This window comes from Priestia sp. P5_B4 (genome assembly GCF_056400385.1).
On sequence record NZ_JBFULJ010000750.1, the window covers coordinates 1 to 1,879 of the forward strand.

A 1,879-nucleotide genomic window follows, 5' to 3' on the forward strand; every position below is an offset into this window, starting at 1 on the left:
CTGTCCTGTGATGCTAGAATTAAATGTACCCTATCTATGATATCTTTCTATATAATAGAAGAAWAACGGAAAAAAGGTTGGTTCACGCGAACGGTTGCGGTATAGTAAACATATTAAAAAGTACAGAATGTTTCATGAGATAAAGGGGGAGACAAAGGTGAAGCGAGACTCGCTGCAAACCATTGAGCACGAAATTGCGCTGCTTGTTCGTCTAACAACGACGCACAGTCCTAAGCTTGGAAGCTTGGACCGTTCTGAATATTTACTGTTAAGCGAGCTAGATCAGCGCAGTCCGCTCGGGATTAATGCATTAGCTGAAAATTTAAAGCTGAGCTTATCTACAGCTAGCCGGCAAGTATCTGCGCTTGAAACCAAACAGTTTGTTCGCCGCTTTCCAAGTCCAGAAAACGGGCGAATTAGTTTAATTGAAATGACGGATTCAGGAAAAGATATTTTGCAGCATGTACAAAACAAGCGTAAACAAGCCTATGCTGAAGTATTGGAAGACTGGTCGGAAGAAGAGATTTTAGCACTGGAAAAAAGCTTATCCCGCTTGAATCTCGATTTTAAAAAATGGCGCAGCAATGGATGTTAAAGCGAATACATATAGATGAACAAAAAGGCTATTGAAAAATAGTCTTTTTAAGTTGAAACAAAGAAGTTGATTTCTTCTTTAAAAGATGTATAATATGTAGTGCTGCCATAACTTGCATGATACAACTTGTACAATAAAATATGTAAGGAATTGTTAGTCATATGAAAAGAATTTAATAAAAGGAGGAATAAATATGAGTCAGAATAATCCAGCAGTAGCCTCCGACAAACAAGGTTTAAGCGTACCTAAATACTTAATTATGGCGATTTTAACGCTATTTTCAATTGGCCCTCAGTATTTTTTGAATTTATCTTACACGGTCAATCAAGTATTGATTCAAAATCGATTTGATGCGAGTACACAAAGCTTACTATTGCCATCTATTATTTCTAACTTGGCATTTGGACTTGGGGTACCAATTGGTCCGATGCTTGCGAAAAAATATGGCGTGCGTAAAGCATACTTAACGTTCGTTTTAGTCTTTTTAGCAGGTTCGATTATCAACGTTTTTTCTGAAAATGTGGCGTTTTTATCCCTTGGTCGTCTGATTCAAGGCTTAAGCTCAGGAATGCTGTTTTTAACCATTATTCCAGCCGCGCTGATTTCGTTTCCAAATAAAATCCGAAACTTCTTTTTAGTGTTAGCGATCGGCGGACTGTTCGGTTCGACGGCGATTGGAGCCTTTTTAGGCGCTGTATCTCTTAGCATGGATAATTGGCGCTGGGTTTTTGTTTTAGGAATAATAGCTTCTCTTGTCTGTCTGTTTATTGGATATAAGGTATTACCTGCTCATGATCCAACTCAGCAAGAAGAGCGTCCAGTGGATAAGAAAAGTATCTTTATTCTTAGCCTTATTATGATTTTATTAGTTTATCCACTGTATGAACTAAGATACGAAGGATTTGCTTCTATCCAAGTGTGGCCGTTCTTACTAGCTGCAGCAGGGTTAGTTGTCATTTTTGTCTTAGTTGATTTAGCGGCTGAAAATCCGCTAGTACCATTAAAATCGCTGCTAGCCGTAAAACCAGTTGCAGGTACAATTATGGCAATTGGCGGTCATATGGCGTATATTCTAGCCATTGCAGGTATTAATGGCGTCATGCAAAATGTGCAAAATGCATCGTACACCACGCTTTCTTATTTTTATTTATACTTTTTTGTTGGGGTACTGATTTCAGCATTTGCAACGACATTCTTATATGACAAATTTGGTCCAGGTTACCTTGGAGCAATTGGATCACTTCTTATTGTCATTGTAGGATTTAGCTGGGTAAACGTATCAGC

General features: G+C 38.3%; 2 protein-coding genes. Both read left to right on the plus strand.

The window, feature by feature from the left end:
* Positions 1–157: 157 nt before the first annotated feature.
* Positions 158–595, plus strand: coding sequence for a MarR family winged helix-turn-helix transcriptional regulator (locus AC1DRF_RS25510; protein WP_043982995.1), 438 nt, complete (start codon positions 158–160; stop codon positions 593–595).
* A 193-nt stretch (positions 596–788) separates the two neighbouring features.
* Positions 789–1,879: MFS transporter (locus AC1DRF_RS25515; protein ID WP_477742017.1), on the plus strand; the 1,091-nt coding region annotated here is incomplete at its 3' end.